Source organism: Herbaspirillum sp. Her2, from assembly GCF_057961375.1.
This window is the reverse complement of the sequence record NZ_CM176331.1, coordinates 826,787-841,147: the sequence shown is the minus strand read 5'-3', so window position 1 is coordinate 841,147 and position 14,361 is coordinate 826,787. Positions and strand designations below refer to the sequence as shown.

Sequence of the window (14,361 nt, the reverse complement as noted above, 5' to 3'; positions counted from 1 at the left end):
CCCGGCGCGGGTTCAACTGCTCATCGGGGCCTACTTGGCCTCTGCATTGCTGGGCTTGTTGGACAAGCTCCAGACATAGGCCGCCAGTACGTGCACCTTGGGTTCACCGAGGAATTCGCCAAACGCCGGCATGGTGTTGTCGCGGCCCTTGTTGATGGTCTCCTTGATGGTGTCGATGCTGCCGCCATAGAGCCAGATCTTGTCGGACAGGTTGGGCGCGCCCAGGGCCTGGTTGCCCACACCGCCAGGGCCGTGGCAAGCCATGCAGGCGGCAAACTTGGACTTGCCCAGTTCGGCCTTGATCGGATCATGGGCCGAATTGGACAGGCTCAGCACATAGTTGGCGACGTTGTCGACATCCTTGTCGGTACCCACCGCCGCAGCCATGGGCGGCATGACGCCGTGACGGCCCTTGAGGATGGTTTCCTTGATGATCTCGGGCGTGCCGCCATGCAGCCAGTCGTTGTCGGTCAAGTTGGGGAAGCCCTTGTTGCCGCGCGCATCCGAACCGTGGCACTGCGCGCAGTAGGTCAGGAACAGGCGCTCGCCGATGGCATGGGCCTGCGGGTCGGCGGCCACCACCTTCAGGTCCTTCTTGAGGTAGCTGTCGAAGAGCGGTCCGTACTTGGCTTCGGCCTGCTTGACGTCGGCATCATGCTCGCCGGTCGAACGCCAGCCCAGGGTACCGGGCAGGTTGCCCAGGCCCGGATAGGCGATCAGGTAGCCCACCGAGAAGATGATGGTGATGTAGAACAGCCACATCCACCAGCGCGGCAGCGGGTTGTTCAGTTCGGTCAGGTCGTCGTCCCAGACGTGGCCGGTGGTCGAACCGGCAACCGGCTGGTCGCCCTTCTTGACCTTCCAGCTCGACTGCTGCCACAGCAGCAGCGCGCAACCGGCGATGCCCAGCACGGTCAGGACGATGATCCAGATGTTCCAGAAACCACTGGTGAAATCAGCCATGACGCACCTCCTTGTCGCTGCTGTCGGCAGCGGGCTGGCCGATGTCGCCGTCGGCGAAGGGGATCATCTCGGCTTGCTTGAAATCAGCGGGCTTGTGGCCGACATAGGTCCACCACAGGATGCCGGCAAAGGTGATGAAGCTGATCAGCGTGATCAGGCTGCGTGGGTCGGTCAACATTTCAATCATGATCTTATCTCTCCGCCTTGATCAGGATGCCCAGGCCTTGCAGGTAGGCGATCAGCGCATCCTGTTCGGTCTTGCCGGCCAGTTCGGCCGGGGCATTCTTGATGTCTTCTTCGGTGTACGGGTCGCCGATGCGCTTCAATGCCTTCATGCGCGAGACGATGTCGTAGTTGTCCAGCTTGGCCTGCTCCAGCCACGGGTAGGCGGGCATGTTGGACTCCGGCACCACGTCACGCGGGTTGTGCAGGTGGGCGCGATGCCATTCATCGCTGTAGCGGGCACCGACGCGGGCCAGGTCCGGACCGGTACGCTTGGAACCCCACTGGAAGGGGTGGTCGTAGACCGACTCACCGGCCACCGAGTAGTGGCCATAACGTTCGGTCTCGGCGCGCAGCGGGCGGATCATCTGCGAGTGGCAGTTGTAGCAGCCCTCGCGGATGTACACGTCGCGGCCAGCCAGGCGCAGGGCCGAGTAAGGCTTGAGGCCGGCGATCGGTTCAGTGGTCGATTTCTGGAAGAACAGCGGCACGATCTCGGCCAGGCCACCCACACTGACCACCAGCAGCACCAGGCCAATGAGCAGCCAGGGGTTCTTCTCAATCCATTCATGCGAAAACTTCATACTTTCCCCCAATCAGTGCGCAGCGTTGGTCACGGCAGGAATCGGTGCGACAGCCAGTTCGGTGCCGCGCATGGTGCGCCAGGTGTTGTAGGCCATCACCAGCATGCCGGACAGGTACATCAGGCCGCCCATCAGACGAATGATGTAATACGGGTAGGTTGCCTTGACCCCTTCGACGAAGCTGTAGGTCAGGGTGCCGTCGGCATTGACTGCACGCCACATCAGGCCTTGCATCACGCCGGCGATCCACATGGCGGCGATGTAGAGCACGATGCCGATGGTGGCGACCCAGAAGTGGATCTCGATCAGGTCCTTGCTCCACATCTGGGTCTTGCCGGACAGGCGCGGGATCAGGTAATACATCGCCCCCATGGTGACGAAGCCGACCCAGCCCAGGGCACCGGAGTGCACGTGGCCGATGGTCCAGTCGGTGTAGTGGGACAAGGCGTTGACGGTCTTGATGGCCATCATCGGACCTTCGAAGGTGGACATGCCGTAGAAGGACAGCGAGACCACCAGGAACTTCAGGATGGGATCGGTGCGCAGCTGGTGCCAGGCGCCCGACATGGTCATCATGCCGTTGATCATGCCGCCCCAGGACGGTGCCAGCAGGATCAGCGAGAACACCATGCCCAGCGACTGGGTCCAGTCAGGCAATGCGGTGTAGTGCAGGTGGTGCGGACCGGCCCACATGTAGGTGAAGATCAGAGCCCAGAAGTGCACGATCGACAGGCGGTAGGAATAGACCGGACGGTTGACCTGCTTGGGGATGAAGTAATACATCATGCCCAGGAAGCCGGCGGTCAGGAAGAAGCCCACCGCGTTGTGGCCGTACCACCACTGGATCATGGCATCCTGTGCGCCGCTGTACATCGAGTACGACTTGGTCAGCGTGGCCGGCATGGTCATGCCGTTGACGATGTGCAGGATGGCCACAGCGATGATGAAGGCACCGTAGAACCAGTTGGCCACGTAGATGTGCTTGACCTTGCGCTTGACGAGGGTGCCGAAGAACACCACGGCGTAGGCCACCCAGACGACGGCGATCAGGATGGTGATGGGCCATTCCAGCTCGGCGTATTCCTTGCCGCGAGTCAGTCCCATTGGCAGCGTGATGGCTGCACCGACGATCACCAGCTGCCAGCCCCAGAAGGTGAAGGCCGCCAGGAAGTCGGAGAACAGCCGCACCTGGCAGGTGCGCTGCACGACGTAATACGAGGTTGCCATCAGCGCGCAGCCGCCGAAGGCAAAGATCACTGCATTGGTATGCAAGGGACGTAGCCGGCCGAAGCTCAGCCAGGGAATCCCCATGTTCAATTCGGGCCATGCCAGCTGGGCGGCAATGATCACGCCGACCAGCATACCGACTACGCCCCACAGGATGGTCGCCACGGTGAATTGGCGCACAACCGTGTAGTTGTAGCTATTTTCTTTGCTCACGAAACTCTCCCCACTTTGTTGAGTACTGTTCAATACGAGCTTACGGGGCAAGCCTCCGGGGGGCATTGACGTGTATCAAGTGGAAAGAGAGCCAAAGAAAAATGCAGGCAATTGCGGCGTTATTTGCACGAACGGGCAGGCGCGAGAGCAGCTCAGGCGGGATCGTGCCGGTCCTGCTGCGGGGCAATGTCGTCGTCGTGGAGGATGCGCATGGCCGGTCCTTCGAGATCATCGAACTGACCGCTGTCGGAGGCGCGGAAGAACACCCAGATCGCCAGGAAGACCAGCAAGGTACTGAGTGGAATGAGGAGATAGAGCGCTTCCATCAGGCCCCTCCCGCCAGCGCTGGCTGGACCGCTGGAGCACTTGCCGGCATCTGCCGTGCCGCGCTCGTGGCACGGCTCAGGCGCAGTGCATTGCCGACCACCAGCAGCGAACTGGCCGACATGCCCACCGCCGACATCCACGGATCAAGCAGCCCGAAGGCCGCTGCCGGAATGGCGAGGAAGTTGTAGACGCTGGCCCACACCAGGTTCTGGCGCACGATGCGCATGGTCCGGCGGGCCATCTGCGCACATTGTGCGACGGCCGACAGGCGATCACTCATGATGACGGCATCCGCACTGACCTGGGCCAGAGCCGCACCTTTGCCCATCGCGAAGGAGACATCGCCTGCGCGCAGCATGGCGGCGTCATTGATACCATCGCCGACGATGGCCACCACCGCCCCGCCCTGCTGCAATTGGCGCACCACCTCCAGCTTGCGTTGCGGCGTGCAGCCGGCGATCACTTCGTCGATACCGACGGCCGCTGCTACCTCGGCGCAGACCTCGGGCTGGTCACCGCTCAGGAGGATCACCCGCAAACCCTGCGCACGGAACGCAGCCACGGTATCCACGGCATCCGCACGCAATGCATCGGCCAGGTCGAAGCGCGCCAGCCAACCTTGGCTGTTGCCCAGGTAGACCGAACCGGCCGCTGCCGCAGCGGGCTGGTTCAGTTCGGCAGGCACGGATTGTCCTGCGATCTCAGCCACGAAGCGGCGCGCGCCCAGGCGATGCGGCACGCCATCGATGACACAATGCATGCCCGCGCCCGTGACGGAGCCGAGCTCGGCGACGTCGCAAGCTGCACTGCCGCGACGGTCGGCCTCCTCCACCAGCGCCTTGGCCAGCGGATGCAGACTGCCGCGCTCCATGGCGGCGGCGACCGACAGGGCCTGCGCCTGGGGAATGCAGCTCCACAACGCCGTCATCTGCGGCCGGCCTTGCGTGAGCGTGCCGGTCTTGTCGAAAAGGATGGTATCGGCACGCTGCAAGGTCTCCAGCACGTTGCCGCGCACGACCAGCGTGCCTTCGCGCAGCAGGCGGTCGGTGGCGGCAGCCAGGGCCGATGGCGTGGCCAGCGACAGCGCGCAAGGGCAGGACACCACCAGCACCGCAATCGCGGTAGCCCAGGCGCGCGCCGGATCGATCAGATGCCAGGCAATGAAAGTGATCGCCGCCAGCAGCAGCAAGGCCACCACGAAGCGCGAGGCCACGATGTCGGCCCACTGCGCCAGTGCCGGCTTGCCCTGTCCGGCCTGCTCCGCCAGACGGGTAATGGCCGCGAGCGTACTCTCGCGCGTGGTGCGCACCACGCGCAGCAGCACCGGCTGGCTCAGGTTGACCGCGCCGCCGGGCGCTTCCTGACCGGGCTGGAAAGCTTGCGGACGGCTTTCGCCTGACAGCAGCGCCAGGTCCAGTTCAGCCACGCCTTCGAGCAGACAGGCGTCGGCGGCGATGGTGTCACCGGGGCGAGCCAAGATCACGTCACCGGCCTGCAATTGGCTGGCGGCCACCAGCGTCGTCTCACGTTGCAGCGGATACCCGCGCAGTACCAGCGCCGACGCCGGGAAAGCCTGTTGCATGCGCTCCAGCGCGGCCGCCGATTTGCGCCGCGCGGCAGTCTCAAGGTAGCGGCTGGCCAGCAGCAGGAAAATGAACATGCTCACGCTGTCGAACCAGATCTCGCCCTCGCCGCGCCAGGTGGCGATGGCGCTGCCGGTGCAGGCCGCAGCAATGCCGATCGCCACCGGCAGGTCCATGCCCGGCGCACGCGCCCGCAGTCCTGCCCAGGCACCTGTGAAGAACGGCAAGGCCGAATAGAACACCGCCGGAATGGTCAGGAACAGACTGGCCCAGCGCATCAGCGCCATCATGTCGGGATCGATGCCTTCATGCGTCATGTAGACCGGGATGGCATACATCATCACCTGCATCATCGACAGCCCGGCGATGAACAACTGGCGGAACAGGCGGCGGCCGGCGCGGCGCGCCTGCTCGCCCTGGCGCAGCGGATCAAAGGGATAGGCCGTATAACCCAGGCCGTGCAGGCCGCGCAGGATGGTGGAAGTAGAACAGCGCGCAGGATCGCGGCGGATATGCAGGCGCGCACTGGCCACGTTGAGTTCGGCCATGTCGATGCCGGGCATCCGGGCCAGGTATTTCTCGATCAGCCAGACGCAGGCGGCGCAGCGCAAGCCATCGATGGAAAGCACCAGTTCCTGCGCGTGGTCCCCTGCGTCAGAAACTTCACTATCGGCTGTCTGCACGGGCAGATCCACCAGGGCCAGCTCTGGCGGCAGCAACTGTTCTGGATCGATGCGGGCAGAGGGAACGGTCCGCCGCAGGTAGAAATCTTCACATCCGCTCTCGACGATGAGCCGGGCCACGCTCTGGCAGCCCACGCAGCACAGGGTCCGGTTGAGCCCACCAATGTCCAGCGTCCAGGACTCCCCCGCCGGCACCGTCTGGCCGCAATGGAAACACAGGTTCGCCGCATCACTCCCGTCGTTGTGCATGCTCATCCTCCGTGCACCGGACTGACACAGAACACGTCGATCCAGCCGCGCGCAATGCCCAGGCCGCCAATCTCGGCGGCACGCAGCAAACCCAACAACCCGAAGGCCAAGACGATCACGCCGGCGCTGCGCCGCACCCAAGGGCGCGTAGCCAACTGGCGCAAGCGTGCACCGGACATGCCGGCCACCAGCAGCACCGGCAAAGTGCCCGCCCCGAAGGCCAGCATGGTCAGCGCGCCTTGCACGGCGCTGCCGGCCATGAGGGCGGTGAGCAAGGCGCTGTAGACCATCCCGCACGGCAGCCAGCCCCACAGGCTGCCCAGCAGCAGCGCCTTGACCGGCGTATCCACTGGCACCAGCCGCGCTGCATGGGGACGCAGTCGGGACCAAAGACCGCTACCCCATTGCTCCATGCGGGACAGGCCGCTCCACCACTGGGTGAGGTACAGCCCCAGCAGGATCAGGACAAGATTGGTGATGACGTAGGCCACCGTCTGCGCCGGTGCCAGCCAGCCCAGCACATCGGCACCGCGCAGCAGGCCGGCGGCGATGCCGCCGGCCAGTGCGCCGGCCAGCGCGTAGCTGGACAGGCGACCGAGGTTGTAGCCCAGCACGCGCACCAGATCCTGCCCGAAGGCCTGGACCTGGGCAGAGCCGGCGACATGAAGGGGAATGATGCGATGCGCAGCACGCCCCGGCGCTGCGGCCATGGCCAGCGCCTGGGTAGCGACCGCCGGGGCACGCGGCGGCGCGGCTGAACTGAGCGCACCGATGATGCCGCCGCACATGCCGATGCAATGGACGCTGCCCATCAGGCCTACCAGGAAGATCGGCAGCAGGTTCATCGACGCGCCCCGCTCACACGGTCTGCGAATAACGCTGTGGTGTGTCCTTGTTCTGGCTTGCGGCTTTTTCGCGGTCCTGGTTCAGGTAGCGGTCAAACACCATGCAGATGTTGCGGATCAGCAGACGGCCCTTGGGCTCGACCGTGATCCATTCGGGTTCGATATTGATGAGGCCGTCCTCTTCCAGTTGCTTCAGCTTTTCCATCTCCGGTGCGAAGTATTCGCGGAAGACGATGGGATAGGCGATCTCCAGCGAATTGATCGACAGCTCGAAATTGCACATCAGCCGCTGGATGATGAGACGGCGCAGCACGTCGTCCATGCCCAGCTGGATGCCGCGGGCGATGGGGAGCGTGGAATTTTCCAGGCGGGCGTAATAGCCGTCCAGGGTCTTTTCATTCTGGCTGTAGCTGCCGCCCACGGCGCTGATGGCCGAGACGCCGCACGCGACCAGGTCGGTCTCCGAATGGGTGGAGTAGCCCTGGAAATTGCGATGCAGGCGGCCCTGCTGCTGGGCGATGGCGAGATCGTCAGTGGGCTTGGCGAAGTGATCCATGCCGATGTAGACGTAACCGGCGCCGGTCAGCTGGCGGATGCACAGCGAGAGCATGTCCAGCTTGCTGTCGGCGCTGGGCAGGTCTTCTTCCTTGATCTGACGCTGGGTCTTGAACAGCGCCGGCATGTGCGCATAGTTGTAGACAGCGATGCGGTCCGGGCTGGCGGCAATGACCTTGGCCAGCGTGCGCGACATCGACATCACGTTCTGCTTGGGCAGCCCGTAGATCAGGTCGATGCTGACCGAGCGGAAGCCGGCTTCACGCGCGGCAGCGATGATCTGCAGGGTCTGTTCTTCGGATTGCACACGATTGACCGCCAGCTGGACTTCCGGATCGAAATCCTGCACGCCGAGGCTGATGCGGTTGAAGCCCTGCTCGCGCAGCTTGTGGACACGCGCCACCGACACCGTGCGCGGATCGATCTCGATCGAATACTCACCGACGTGATCCGGAGCCAGCGTGAAGCTGTGGCGGATATGGTTCATCAGGTCCGACATCTGCTCGTCCGAGAGATAAGTCGGCGTACCGCCACCGAAGTGCAGCTGCTCGACCTGGTTCATGCCGGAGAAAAGCGAGCCCTGCATGCTGATCTCGCGCTTGAGGTAGCTCAGGTAGAGCGCGGCCTTGGCGCGGTTCTTGGTGACGATCTTGTTGCAGGCGCAGTAATAGCAGATGGTGTCGCAGAACGGGATGTGCAGGTACAGCGACAGCGCCCGCCAGGCGCTCATGTTGCGGCGGTCGGAGACCGCATGCAGGTAGTCGGTGACGGCGAAGTCACTCGAAAAGCGATCTGCCGTGGGATAGGACGTGTAACGCGGACCACGCTGGTCCATTTTGCGCAGGACGGCCTTGTTCATGCCGGCGAGACTGGCGGATGGATGCAGGATGGACGGATGGGCGACTTGCATGCGATGCTCCTGGCCGGCTGCCACGCCGGACTGACGCGGCGCGCACATGCGCTGGGCCGCGAGCCCACCGGGCGAGCTGGTATTGACTGGAGCTTGCAGAATAGACAGATCACTGCAGGACCGCATTGATGTGCATCAAAGGGGCAGGACCTGTTGCCAGAGTGGCATCTACAGCAAGCCTGAAACCGCCGTCTGTGGTGCCAATGTCACGCGGCGTCTTCGTCCTGCCGCTTTTTGATTGCATTTCGGTATTGTCGCGCTTTACAGAGCGATGCGCCAAACCCTAGGCTGCGATGGACGGCATCTGACCGTCTTTCATCTTCAATCCCGGGGGATTTCTTCGTGCACCGTTTCCAACTTTCCTGCGCTTGTCTCATCAGCCTGGCTGCCCTTGGCAGCACCGCCCAGGCCGCCAATCTCGGCCTCAGTGGCGAACTCGGCACTACCGGCGTGGGCGTCCACCTGAGCGTGCCGCTGGCGCAACAGCTCAATGCCCGCTTCGGGGTCAACTATTTTGATTATTCCTTCAACTCCAGCACCAATGATGTGAACTACGATGCCAAAGCCAAGCTGCGCACCTTCGATGCGCTGCTGGACTGGTTCCCGTTCGACAACGGCTTCCGTCTCTCCGGCGGCGTGGTCTACAACGGCAACAAGATCGACGCCACCGGCAAACCCAAGGCCAACGGCATCTATACCATCAATGGCAACGTCTATACCGCTTCACAGGCAGGCCAGGTCGATGGCCGCATCGATTTCAAGAAGTTCGCGCCCTACGTGGGCCTGGGCTGGGGCAACGCAGTCGCCCCGGCCAAGCCGGGCTGGGGCTTCACGGCCGACCTGGGCGTGATGTTCCAGGGCAATGCCTCGACTTCGGTCAGCAACTCCGGCTGCAACGCCCCCGCCGCAATCTGCGCACGCCTGGCCACCGACGTGGCGGCCGAAAACGCCCAGCTCAGCGACAAGGTGCATGGCTACAACCTGTATCCGGTGCTGCGGGTGGGCGTGAGCTATCAGTTCTGATTGTGCTCTTCGGCCTTGCGGGCCGATCCGTAACAGGCCCGCAAGGCGCGATAGTCGTAGTAATGGCTGCCAGGCGAAAGCCGCGCAGCATCGCAGTCCGGCTTGAAATCCATCTCCGCTTCGTTGTACAGCAGGCGCACCACGGTGCGGCCTGCGGCATTGGCGAACATGTCCCATTGCAGGTTGGCAGCCATCGGCGCAATCTGCGCACCACGCCAGCCATTGCTGGCCGGGGCATAGGGTTCGCGCTCAGCCACCTGCTGCGATGCGCCGGGCAGGCCCAGCAGCGCAGCCAGCGGGATCACGATCTCGGCGTGGGCGAACCGCAACTTGGCCAGATGGCGGCGCTGACCGCGTTCAATGGCATCGGCCTCATCAAAAAAATCCTGCAGCAGGATGCGCGCCATGCGCCAGGTCACATCGCCCTGCTCCACCATGCCCGGCCCCTTGCTGTAGAAGTCTTCAGCATCTTCAGCCTCGGCGTAACGCTGCGCCGCCAACGGCGGCATCAATCGTTCAAACTCCTTCACATCGCTGCCAGCCTGCTCCAGTTCGCTGCGCATGCCGGCACTGATGGCATAAAGGTCATACAGCGCCCAGGCGGCCTGCAAGCCGTTGCCGATCACGCTGCGGCCATCGCCGGTCAGCGTGTTGGTGTAACGGCCATCGGCGCTGGTAAATGTCAGCGTGCCGCTGTTGCTGAAACGGTAGCTCCCCTGCCCCAGCCGGCTCAGAAAATCCGGCTTGAACAGCCGTGCCAGGACCACATCGGCCACCTCCTGCAAGCGCGGATCCTGCCGGATGCGGGCCAGTTGCGCCTGTAAGGCCGGACTGCGGGCATAAGCCTGGTAGGCCTGGCTGTCGCGCCAGGTCTGCAGGCGCAGCGCCTGCTGAGCATCCGCGCCGGAGTTATCTGCCGGCGGCGTCTTGGGCAAGCGGTGGAAATACAGCAGATAGGCATCGCTGGACGGCCCCTGCACCTGGTCGCGCAGACCAGGGCGGACCAACAGCAGCGCCCGGGTGAAGGCCTCGGCACTGTCCACTGCGCGATCCTTGCCGGAACTGACCACGACCACCGCGCGCCCGGCGCTGCCGGCCTGATCGAACAAGCCGGGCAGGCGCTGCACCATCCGGTGCGCCAGATCGGCATGCTCCTGCAAGCCGGCCCGGGTCTCGTTGCCATAGCCGGGCTGGCTAATGCCTGGCACCCCGGCCCCCAGCAGGAAGTTGGCGCGCAGCATGGCCTGCAAGGCCGGTCCCAGTTCGCGGCCCAACGGGGTCAGCGCATCCTCCTGTTCGGCTTGCTGCCACAGTCGATACAAGGCCAGATCGGATTTCATCCCTGTCAGGCCGCGTGATCCATGGCGCGCCAGCAGTTGCGTGAACACCGGTTCATATCCAGGCGGAACCGGCTCCAGGCTGGCCATCGTCTGGCGTGGCGCGTAGGAGGTCTTGGTCTGGCGATCATCACGATCGGCGGCCTGCGCCAGGCTGGCGGCCAGCAGCAAGCCGGTCAGCCAGACACAGGCCCTTGCGGGCTGATTGGAGAACAGGCCACCGATCATGTTGTTTCATCCTTTCCGAATCAGGAAAACCTTGGCACTCAGAAGTCTGCGCGCACGTTCAGGTTCAGGGTACGCGGCGCACCCACGTTCAGGTAGGTTTCCTGATAGTAGGTCCAGTACTTGCGATTGGCCAGGTTGGTGATGTTGGCGCTCCAGGTCGTCATGTGGCCACCGATGCGGGTGCGATAGTTCAGCCCGGCATCAAACAGGCTGTACGGCGAGAGCATGTTGGCATTGGCCGAATCCAGCGCCATGGTGCCGACATACTGCGCGCCGGCATGCAATTGCAAGCCCGGCAAGGCCGCCACGCGATAGCTCAGTTGCGCCCCGGCCTGCATATCGGCCGCACCGACGGCACGCTTGCCGTTGACCGCGGCCGCCGCATGAGTGATCTCCGAGCCCATGACCATCACGCTGCCATCCAGGCTCAAATCACGCGTGAGCTGCAGCGAGCCATTGGCTTCCACGCCGCGATACACGCTCTGGCCATCGGCCACGTAGACGTTGGCGCTGTTGATGTACTGCGAGCCGCGCTCGATGCGGAACAGTGCCAGGCTGCCGTTCCAGCCATCGTGCTCGGTCTTGACGCCCACTTCGGCCTGTTTGCTCTTGATCGGCGCGAAGGTCTGGTTGGCATTGACGGTAGTAGTCGGTGCGGAGGCACTCTGCTCCAGTGCTTCGGCATAGCTGACGTAGACCGTGGTATCGGCGCGCGGCTTGTACATCACGGCTGCCGTCGGGCTCAGCGGATTGGCGGTGAAGCGCGCGCTGGTGGTGTTGGCAGTGCTGTAGGCGGTATCGATGTAGTTGGTATAGCGCACACCGGCCAGTACCGACCAGCGCTCGTCGAACTTCATCGTATCGCTGGCGAAGAGCGCGGTCTGGGTGGTCTTTTCATCGCGATACGTGCCGCCGCTGTAGTTGACGCTGTCGGCCGAGTAGATCGTCGGCGCATACAGGTTGCCGGTGCCGATGTAAGGCTTGGGCGTATTGACCGAGGAGGTCGAGAGCAGGTTCTGCGCCATCGCGCCGAACACCAGCTCATGCTGGAGGAATCCGGTGCGCACCTTGCCCTGCACCATGGCTTGCGCTTCGTTGAATTCATAGCCGTGGTATTCCGAGGTCACACGGTCACGGTAATTGCCGCTGTTGCTGGTGATGTAGTACTGGTCCTTCTTGTAGATGCGTACCGATTCGGAGTGACGCACGGCGACGCTGGCCTTCCAGTCATCCGAAAGACGGTAGTCGGCGCTCAGCGTCACCAGGCGGTAATCGACATCGGTGAAGGAGCCATTGCTGTAGAGCCGGGTCGTGCCATCCAGCGGCGAAGGAATCCTGAATCCGCTGACGATGACATCGGTGCCGCCGGTGGCGATGCGGCGCTGGTAGATGGCATCCAGCCGCACGGTCAGGTCGCTGGTGAGGCGGGCATCGAAGGATGCGCCGATGGACTGGCGGTTGATGCTGCCGTGGTCGGCCTCGGTATCGCCGCTTTCGTTGACCAGGTTGACGCGGTAACCGAAGCGCTGGTCCTCGCCAAAGCGCCCACCGGCATCGACATGTTCCTTCCAGGTACCGCCGCTGGCATAGCCGAGATCGGTGGCAAAAAAGGTGTCATCGGTCGGGCGCTTGGTGACGTAATTGATGATCCCGCCCGGCGAGCCGAAACCATACATGAAGCCGGACAAGCCCTTGAGCACTTCCACCTGCTCGAACATCTCCAGCGGCATTTCGGTACCGCGGTTGATGTTGGCCAGGCCATCGATCTTGTAGCCGTTCAGATCATCCAGACGCAGGCCGCGCACCGAGATGGTGGCCGGGTGCGTGCCATTGACCGGACTGTTGTTGCTGACGCTGGCGTCGTACTTCAGCACCTCGGCCAGCGAGGTGGCCTGGCGGTCTTCGATCTCGTCGCTCTTGACCGCACGCGTGGAGAACGGCGTCTCCAGTTCGGAACGATCTCCGAGGGCACCGCTGCTGACCTTCTCGGCCAATTTCTTCTTGTCGGCGCTGTCGGTGACGGTGATCTGGGGCAGCACGCTGTCATCGGCCTGCGCCATCAGCGGGCCGGCGCTGCCCAGCAGGAGGCCGGCGCCGAGCAGGGCACGGCGCATGGTGGACGGACGGAAACGGGCAATGCGTGTGGAATTCATGTCGGACTCGCAGTGGATGTGGAGAGAGAGGGAGTTGATTTGGCTATGCAATGGACCGACCGGGCAATGCCGGCCAGTCTTCTTTTTTTATCGGGTCGCTATCGGGTTCATGGCCGTGGATCAGTCACGAAACCGATCTTGGCCAGCCCGCCTGCCTGTGCCATGGCCATCACCTGTGCCACTTTTTCGTAGGGTGTGGTGCGGGCTGCTCGCAGATGCAGTTCCGGCGGCTGCGGTGCGGAGGCTGCCTTGCCGATGCGAGCCTGCAGTTGCGCCTGATCGACCGGTTCGTCATTCCAGAAGGTCTTGCCGTCGGCATCGATGGCGAGGTTGATGCTGTCCGGCTTGAGCGTATCGGGTTGGGCGGTGGCGCGCGGCAGGTCGATCTTGACGGCGTTGTTCATGACCGGGACCGTGATGATGAAGATGATCAACAGCACCAGCATCACGTCCACCAGCGGGGTGGTGTTGATCTCGGGATTGAAGTCATCGTCCGAATCGGAGAGGGAACCCATGCCCATCATGCAGCGCCCCGCGTGCGCAGGCGCAGGGCCGGGGCCTGTTCCGGCGCGACCGAAGCGGCATCGGCGCGCGCCCCGGTGACAAACAGCGCATGCAGTTCGAAACCGAACTTGTTCAGTCGCGCGAGGATGCTCTTGTTGCCGCGCAGGAGCGCGTTGTAGCCAAAGGTGGCGGGAATGGCCACTGCCAGCCCGAGCGCCGTCATGATCAACGCTTCGCCGACCGGACCGGCGACCTTGTCGATGCTGGCCTGGCCGCTGCTGCCGATGGAAACCAGGGCGTGGTAGATGCCCCAGACCGTGCCGAACAAGCCCACGAAGGGAGCCGTCGAACCGACCGAGGCCAGCACCGCCATGCCCGACTGCAGGCTGGCCGCGGCTTCATCGATGGCCTGGCGCAGCGACAGCGTGACCCACTCGCTGACCGGCAGACGATCCTGCAACTGCCCTTGGTGCGTGGTGTGATGATCGACTGCGCCCTGGCCGGCGCTGGCAAGCGCGGCAAAGGGATTGTCGCGGCCCAGCAGGGTGATGCCGGCGGCGACGTTGCCGGCCTCCCAGAACGCGTGGCCTGCGGCGTGCGCCGGAGTACGGTAGCGCCACAATTGCAGGGCCTTGGTCACGATCACATACCACGAGGCCATCGACATCATCGTCAGCAGAAGCGCCACCGCCTTGGTGACGACATCGCCTTGCGACCACAGGGCCGTGAGGCCGTAGGGACTTGCATCCATTGTT

13 protein-coding genes are annotated in these 14,361 nt (G+C 63.7%); 1 reads left to right on the top strand and 12 read right to left on the bottom strand.

Features of this window, described 5'->3' with window-relative positions:
* Window positions 1-30: 30 nt before the first annotated feature.
* The 8 genes from ccoP to hemN form a co-directional block, all read right to left on the bottom strand.
* On the bottom strand, window positions 31-963 hold the full coding sequence (gene ccoP, locus ACWHXP_RS03880; RefSeq protein ID WP_039784826.1) for a cytochrome-c oxidase, cbb3-type subunit III: 933 nt from the start codon (window positions 961-963) through the stop codon (window positions 31-33).
* The gene (locus ACWHXP_RS03875; protein WP_121042212.1) at window positions 956-1,150 is read right to left on the bottom strand and encodes a cbb3-type cytochrome oxidase subunit 3; all 195 of its coding nucleotides are present in this window, start codon (window positions 1,148-1,150) and stop codon (window positions 956-958) included. The genes ccoP and ACWHXP_RS03875 overlap by 8 nt, the downstream gene beginning before the upstream one ends.
* Before the next feature lie 4 nt (window positions 1,151-1,154).
* Window positions 1,155-1,769, bottom strand: a complete 615-nt coding sequence (gene ccoO, locus ACWHXP_RS03870; protein ID WP_039784824.1) for a cytochrome-c oxidase, cbb3-type subunit II — start codon at window positions 1,767-1,769, stop codon at window positions 1,155-1,157.
* A gap of 12 nt (window positions 1,770-1,781) precedes the next feature.
* On the bottom strand, window positions 1,782-3,209 hold the full coding sequence (gene ccoN / locus ACWHXP_RS03865) for a cytochrome-c oxidase, cbb3-type subunit I (protein WP_134222906.1): 1,428 nt from the start codon (window positions 3,207-3,209) through the stop codon (window positions 1,782-1,784).
* Between the two features lie 152 nt (window positions 3,210-3,361).
* Window positions 3,362-3,535 carry a cbb3-type cytochrome oxidase assembly protein CcoS gene (gene ccoS / locus ACWHXP_RS03860; protein ID WP_489623282.1) on the bottom strand — a complete coding sequence of 58 codons (174 nt, stop codon included), beginning with the start codon at window positions 3,533-3,535 and terminating at the stop codon, window positions 3,362-3,364.
* A complete protein-coding gene (locus ACWHXP_RS03855) occupies window positions 3,535-6,051 on the bottom strand; it encodes a heavy metal translocating P-type ATPase (protein ID WP_489634455.1) in 2,517 nt (838 codons plus the stop codon). The genes ccoS and ACWHXP_RS03855 overlap by 1 nt, the downstream gene beginning before the upstream one ends.
* A gap of 2 nt (window positions 6,052-6,053) precedes the next feature.
* A complete protein-coding gene (locus ACWHXP_RS03850; protein ID WP_489623284.1) occupies window positions 6,054-6,896 on the bottom strand; it encodes a sulfite exporter TauE/SafE family protein in 843 nt (280 codons plus the stop codon).
* A 13-nt stretch (window positions 6,897-6,909) separates the two neighbouring features.
* Entirely contained in the window at window positions 6,910-8,361 is a 1,452-nt protein-coding gene (gene hemN / locus ACWHXP_RS03845) for an oxygen-independent coproporphyrinogen III oxidase (RefSeq protein ID WP_121042220.1), read from the bottom strand.
* A gap of 468 nt (window positions 8,362-8,829) precedes the next feature.
* Between hemN and ACWHXP_RS03840 the strand changes: the two genes are divergently transcribed.
* Window positions 8,830-9,384, top strand: a complete 555-nt coding sequence (locus ACWHXP_RS03840) for an AsmA family protein (RefSeq protein ID WP_134224133.1) — start codon at window positions 8,830-8,832, stop codon at window positions 9,382-9,384.
* On the opposite strand, the gene ACWHXP_RS03835 is transcribed toward ACWHXP_RS03840, so the two are convergent.
* From ACWHXP_RS03835 to ACWHXP_RS03820, 4 genes are all read right to left on the bottom strand, one after another.
* Window positions 9,375-10,949 (bottom strand): histidine-type phosphatase, encoded by a 1,575-nt coding sequence (locus ACWHXP_RS03835; RefSeq protein WP_489634456.1) that lies wholly within the window; start codon window positions 10,947-10,949, stop codon window positions 9,375-9,377. The two genes, ACWHXP_RS03840 and ACWHXP_RS03835, sit on opposite strands and share 10 nt — an antisense overlap.
* A 38-nt stretch (window positions 10,950-10,987) precedes the next feature.
* Window positions 10,988-13,102, bottom strand: a complete 2,115-nt coding sequence (locus tag ACWHXP_RS03830; protein WP_288067299.1) for a TonB-dependent siderophore receptor — start codon at window positions 13,100-13,102, stop codon at window positions 10,988-10,990.
* Between the two features lie 107 nt (window positions 13,103-13,209).
* Window positions 13,210-13,623 carry an ExbD/TolR family protein gene (locus tag ACWHXP_RS03825; RefSeq protein WP_039784993.1) on the bottom strand — a complete coding sequence of 138 codons (414 nt, stop codon included), beginning with the start codon at window positions 13,621-13,623 and terminating at the stop codon, window positions 13,210-13,212.
* A complete protein-coding gene (locus ACWHXP_RS03820) occupies window positions 13,623-14,357 on the bottom strand; it encodes a MotA/TolQ/ExbB proton channel family protein (RefSeq protein WP_489634457.1) in 735 nt (244 codons plus the stop codon). The genes ACWHXP_RS03825 and ACWHXP_RS03820 overlap by 1 nt, the downstream gene beginning before the upstream one ends.
* Window positions 14,358-14,361 lie beyond the last annotated feature (4 nt).

Bases quoted from the DNA above. Each gene is read 5' to 3' on its own strand.
- ccoP (WP_039784826.1), bottom strand. From the start codon at position 963: ATGGCTGATTTCACCAGTGGTTTCTGGAACATCTGGATCATCGTCCTG.
- ACWHXP_RS03875 (WP_121042212.1), bottom strand. From the start codon at position 1,150: ATGATTGAAATGTTGACCGACCCACGCAGCCTGATCACGCTGATCAGC.
- ccoO (WP_039784824.1), bottom strand. From the start codon at position 1,769: ATGAAGTTTTCGCATGAATGGATTGAGAAGAACCCCTGGCTGCTCATT.
- ccoS (WP_489623282.1), bottom strand. From the start codon at position 3,535: ATGGAAGCGCTCTATCTCCTCATTCCACTCAGTACCTTGCTGGTCTTC.
- ACWHXP_RS03855 (WP_489634455.1), bottom strand. From the start codon at position 6,051: ATGCACAACGACGGGAGTGATGCGGCGAACCTGTGTTTCCATTGCGGC.
- ACWHXP_RS03850 (WP_489623284.1), bottom strand. From the start codon at position 6,896: ATGAACCTGCTGCCGATCTTCCTGGTAGGCCTGATGGGCAGCGTCCAT.
- hemN (WP_121042220.1), bottom strand. From the start codon at position 8,361: ATGCAAGTCGCCCATCCGTCCATCCTGCATCCATCCGCCAGTCTCGCC.
- ACWHXP_RS03835 (WP_489634456.1), bottom strand. From the start codon at position 10,949: ATGATCGGTGGCCTGTTCTCCAATCAGCCCGCAAGGGCCTGTGTCTGG.
- ACWHXP_RS03830 (WP_288067299.1), bottom strand. From the start codon at position 13,102: ATGAATTCCACACGCATTGCCCGTTTCCGTCCGTCCACCATGCGCCGT.
- ACWHXP_RS03825 (WP_039784993.1), bottom strand. From the start codon at position 13,623: ATGGGCATGGGTTCCCTCTCCGATTCGGACGATGACTTCAATCCCGAG.
- ACWHXP_RS03820 (WP_489634457.1), bottom strand. From the start codon at position 14,357: ATGGATGCAAGTCCCTACGGCCTCACGGCCCTGTGGTCGCAAGGCGAT.